The sequence below is a fragment of the Acidimicrobiales bacterium genome (genome assembly GCA_036273495.1).
Classification (GTDB): Bacteria; Actinomycetota; Acidimicrobiia; order Acidimicrobiales; family JAJPHE01; genus DASSEU01.
The window spans coordinates 1-4141 of the sequence record DASUHN010000288.1 but is presented as its reverse complement, the minus strand read 5'-3'; the positions used below and the strand labels follow the sequence as shown (position 1 = coordinate 4141).

The window sequence follows — 4141 nt, the reverse complement described above, 5'->3', positions numbered from 1 at the left end:
GACAACACCACCATCACCGTGGAGCTGCAGAAGCCCATCGCCATGGACGAGGGCCTGCGCTTCGCCATCCGCGAGGGTGGGCGCACCGTGGCCTCGGGCGTGGTCACCAAGATCCTCAAGTAGCCGAGGGAGACAGGGATGCCGAAGAACGAGAAGCGGGTCAAGGTCACCCTGGCCTGCGAGGTCTGCAAGCGGCGCAACTACATCACGGTCAAGAACAAGCAGAACGACCGCGAGCGGATCGAGATGAAGAAGTACTGCAAGTGGGACCGGGGTCACACCCTCCACAAGGAGACCCGCTGACCGATGGGGTAGGAGTCCCGGGCCCCCGCCGGGAGGGCGGGGGGATCCGGGGACGCCGGGCGCCGGCCGGAGGGCGGCGGCCCGGGGAGGCCGTGATTGTGCCGCTGTTCCCGGCCCGGGCCCGCCGGCTCACCCCGGCCGAGCGGCGCCGGGCGTTCCTGGTGGGCGTGGCCGGGGTGGCCGCCGCCGCCGGCGCGGCGGTCGGGGCGCTGGTGGCCGCCCGGGGAGCGGCCAGGTCGCGGTGATATCCTCGTCGGCCACGACCCCCGGAGGGCAGCGGCTCAACGTGGCAGAGCAGGACCCCCAAAGGGCAGTAGCTCAATTTGGCAGAGCACCGGTCTCCAAAACCGGCGGTTGGGGGTTCGAGTCCCTCCTGCCCTGCTCGCGGCCCTCCGGAACGACCATCAGACGCACCATCAGAAGGCAAGCCCGTTGAACCGTCAGACCAAGCGCATGATGCAGCGCCAGGGCCAGCTCGGGCCCGACGGCACCCCCGAGTCCGCCGAACGCCCGGTCCGCCAGCCGCCGAGCCGGGCCCAGGCCGCACGCACGACCGGCGCTCCGCCCCGACCCCCGCTCACGACCCGGGTGGTCTCGGGCGTCAAGGACGTACGCGGGGAGCTGCGCAAGGTGGCCTGGGGCACCCGGGACGAGGTCGTCAACTACACGACCATCGTCCTGGTGACGCTGGTCATCCTGGTCTCGTTCGTGTTCCTGCTCAACCTCGGGTTCTCCCGGGCCATCAAGGCGTTGTTCGGGCTGTGAGCGACTCCTTCGAGGAGCTGCTCGCCGAGGAGGCGAGTCTCGGGGAGGCGCCCGCCGCGCCCGCCGGGGCTCCGGCCCCGCCCGAGGCGGACGCCCCCCCCGGTGTCGAGGCCGAGGCCTCCCCGGCGATCGAGGCCTCCCCGGCGATCGAGGCCGAGGTCCCGGCCGCCCTCGAGGTGGTCGACGCCGAGGATCTGCTGGCGGAGGGCGCCGACGAGATGCTCGACGACGAGGACGACGAGGAGGTCGCCCCCCCGGTCGAGAGCCCCTACGACCGGCCCGGCCAGTGGTTCGTCGTCCACACCTACGCCGGCTACGAGAACAAGGTGAAGTCCAACCTCGAGAGCCGCATCGCCTCCATGAACATGGAGGAGCGGATCTTCGAGGTCGTCATCCCGATGGAAGACGTCATCGAGTTCAAGGGCGGCAAGAAGGTCGTCGTCCAGAAGAAGGTCTTCCCCGGCTACCTGCTGGTCCGCCTGGAGCTCGACGACGACTCCTGGCACGTGGTGCGGGACACCCCCGGGGTGACCGGCTTCGTGGGCCTGGGGTCCAAGCCCACCCCGCTCTCCCGCCGGGAGGTCGAGGACATCCTGCAGGTCAAGCAGGAGGCGGCCCCGGGCTCATCGGCGGTCAAGAAGACCCGGCCCCGCCTCGAGTTCGAGGAGGGGGAGACGGTGCGGGTGCGGGAGGGGCCGTTCGCGGACTTCTCGGGCCAGATCGCCGAGATCAACGAGGACCAGCTCAAGCTCAAGGTCCTGGTCAACATCTTCGGGCGGGAGACGCCCGTCGAGCTGGAGTTCAGCCAGGTCGCCAAGCTGTAGGGCGCCGAGAGAACAGGCATTCGAGGACAGGTAGCAGGAAATGGCAAAAAGACGCGTCACCGCCGTGGTCAAGATCCAGCTCCCCGCCGGATCGGCCACGCCCGCGCCCCCGGTCGGGACCGCCCTCGGTCCCCACGGCGTGCAGACCATGGAGTTCTGCAAGCAGTACAACGCCGCCACCGAGAACCAGCGGGGCTCGATCATCCCGGTCGAGATCACGATCTACGAGGACCGGAGCTTCACCTTCATCCTCAAGACCTCGCCCACCCCGGTGCTCCTGCGCCAGGCGGCCGGGCTGGAGAAGGGTGCGGCGGCCACGGGCAGGGAGGCGGTGGGAACGATCACCGACGCCCAGCTGACCGAGATAGCCCAGACCAAGATGCCCGACCTCAACGCCAACGACCTGGACGCCGCCAAGAAGCAGGTGGCCGGCACCGCCCGGTCGATGGGCATCACCGTGGCGCGCTAGGAGGCCGACATGGAACGGGGCAAGAAGTACACCGACGCCGCCAAGCGGTACGACCGCCAGCAGCTGCACGGCCCGATCGAGGCCGTCGACCTGGTCAAGAGCCTGGCCCCGGCCAAGTTCGACGAGACCGTCGAGCTGGCCGTGCGCCTCGGGGTCGACCCCCGGCGGGCCGACCAGATCGTCCGGGGAACCGTGGCCCTGCCGGCGGGGACCGGCAAGGACGTCCGCGTTGCCGTCTTCGCCGCCGGGGAGGCCGCCGCCGACGCCCGGGCGTCGGGCGCCGACGTGGTGGGTGCCGACGACCTGGTCCAGCGGGTCACCGAGGGCTTCCTGGATTTCGACGTGGCCATCGCCACGCCCGATCTCATGGGCATGGTCGGCCGGCTCGGGCGGGTCCTCGGCCCCCGGGGCCTGATGCCGAACCCCAAGACCGGGACCGTCACCACCGAGGTGGGACGGGCCGTGACCGAGTTCAAGGGAGGCCGGGTCGAGTACCGGACCGACCGCTTCGGGAACGTCCACGTGCCGATCGGCAAGGCGTCCTTCGAGCGCTCCCGGCTGCTCGCCAACTTCCGGGCCGTCGCCGACGAGCTGGTCCGGGTCAAGCCGGCGGCGTCGAAGGGGCGCTACGTCAGGTCGGTGACGGTCAGCTCGACCATGGGCCCGGGCGTGAAGATCGACCCGGCCCGCATCAGGATCACCGACGAGGAGCTGGCCGCCACGGCCTGAGTCGGGCCGGACCCGCCGTGTAGGGTGGGAGCACAACCGAATCGCTTCGCCGTAGACATCAGGTGCGCCCGCCAGGGTGCCCAAGGGGCCGGGACCGGCCCGCCTGACGAGGTGGACCTCTGAGATCTCAGGGCGTTCGTCCGTGTCCGCGGCGGCGCCCTGTGTCGTTTCAGAGGACGAGAGCATGGACAACCCGAGGCCCGAGAAGGTGGCGGTGGTCGCCGAGGTGCGTGAGCGCCTGGGGAGCGCGGCCGGGGCCCTTCTCACCGAGTACCGGGGCCTGACCGTCTCCGAGATGGCCCGGTTGCGGCGCTCCCTGCGGGAGGCCGGCGGGGAGTACAAGGTGTACAAGAACACCCTGGTCCGCTTCGCCGTGCGGGACCTGGGCCTCGACGAGCTGGAGGAGCTGCTCTCCGGTCCCACCGCCATCGCCTTCGTGGACGGGGACCCGGCGGCGGTCGCCAAGGCCCTCCGGGACTTCTCGCGGGTCAACCCCAACCTGGTGATCAAGGGCGGCCTGCTCGGCGGCAACGTCCTCAGCGCCCAGCGGGCCGGGGCGCTGGCCGAGCTGCCGTCCCGCGAGGTCCTGCTGTCCCGCCTGGCCGGGGGCCTGGCCGCCCCGATGCAGCAGCTGGCCGGGCTCCTCCAGGCCCTGCCCCGGAACCTCGCCTACGGCCTGAAGGCCCTTATCGACAAGGGTGGCGCCCCGGGCGCCCCGGCCGACGCCCCTGCCGCGGCCGCATCGCCCGCCGACGGGCCTGTCGCGTCTGACGCGCCGGCCCCGGCCGGACCGGCACCCGCCGAGGAAGCGCCGGCCCCGGCTGCGGCGGAGGAGGCCCCCCCGGCTGTCCCGTCCGAACCGGCTGTCGCGTCGGAACCGGTTGCCGAGGCGGTCGAGGACGAGGTGGTCGAGGCCGGCGCGGTGGAGGCCGAGGCGGCGGCGCCCCGGGTCGACGAGGTCAGCGACGCCTCCCCGACCCCCGAGGCCGAACCGGAGGCCGAACCCGGGTGCGCCCCCCCCAGCGACGTTTCACACGATTCCGAAAACCAG

At 71.7% G+C, this 4141-nt stretch carries 7 protein-coding genes, 1 tRNA gene and 1 pseudogene; all 9 read left to right on the top strand.

Going from position 1 to position 4141, the window contains the following annotated elements:
• A partial coding sequence (gene tuf, locus VFW24_12305) for an elongation factor Tu (GenBank protein HEX5267545.1) occupies positions 1 to 123 on the top strand: 123 nt, incomplete at its 5' end.
• Between the two features lie 15 nt (positions 124 to 138).
• A complete protein-coding gene (rpmG, locus tag VFW24_12300) occupies positions 139 to 303 on the top strand; it encodes a 50S ribosomal protein L33 (GenBank protein HEX5267544.1) in 165 nt (54 codons plus the stop codon).
• A gap of 98 nt (positions 304 to 401) precedes the next feature.
• Positions 402 to 548 carry a hypothetical protein gene (locus VFW24_12295; GenBank protein ID HEX5267543.1) on the top strand — a complete coding sequence of 49 codons (147 nt, stop codon included), beginning with the start codon at positions 402 to 404 and terminating at the stop codon, positions 546 to 548.
• 62 nt (positions 549 to 610) lie between these two features.
• Positions 611 to 684, top strand: a tRNA-Trp gene (locus VFW24_12290).
• 51 nt (positions 685 to 735) lie between these two features.
• Complete coding sequence (gene secE / locus VFW24_12285) at positions 736 to 1068, top strand: preprotein translocase subunit SecE (protein HEX5267542.1); 333 nt, start codon at positions 736 to 738, stop codon at positions 1066 to 1068.
• A 287-nt stretch (positions 1069 to 1355) separates the two neighbouring features.
• A pseudogene (nusG, locus tag VFW24_12280) lies at positions 1356 to 1892 on the top strand (transcription termination/antitermination protein NusG).
• A gap of 40 nt (positions 1893 to 1932) precedes the next feature.
• Positions 1933 to 2361 (top strand): 50S ribosomal protein L11, encoded by a 429-nt coding sequence (gene rplK / locus VFW24_12275; GenBank protein ID HEX5267541.1) that lies wholly within the window; start codon positions 1933 to 1935, stop codon positions 2359 to 2361.
• Positions 2362 to 2370: 9 nt separating this feature from the next.
• A complete protein-coding gene (rplA, locus tag VFW24_12270; GenBank protein HEX5267540.1) occupies positions 2371 to 3090 on the top strand; it encodes a 50S ribosomal protein L1 in 720 nt (239 codons plus the stop codon).
• Between the two features lie 184 nt (positions 3091 to 3274).
• Positions 3275 to 4141 (top strand): 50S ribosomal protein L10 (gene rplJ, locus VFW24_12265; GenBank protein HEX5267539.1); only part of this gene is annotated, 867 nt, incomplete at its 3' end.

What these genes read in the sequence shown, in the direction of transcription:
- rpmG (HEX5267544.1), top strand. Translation starts at nt 139, where the DNA reads ATGCCGAAGAACGAGAAGCGGGTCAAGGTCACCCTGGCCTGCGAGGTC.
- rplK (HEX5267541.1), top strand. Translation starts at nt 1,933, where the DNA reads ATGGCAAAAAGACGCGTCACCGCCGTGGTCAAGATCCAGCTCCCCGCC.
- rplA (HEX5267540.1), top strand. Translation starts at nt 2,371, where the DNA reads ATGGAACGGGGCAAGAAGTACACCGACGCCGCCAAGCGGTACGACCGC.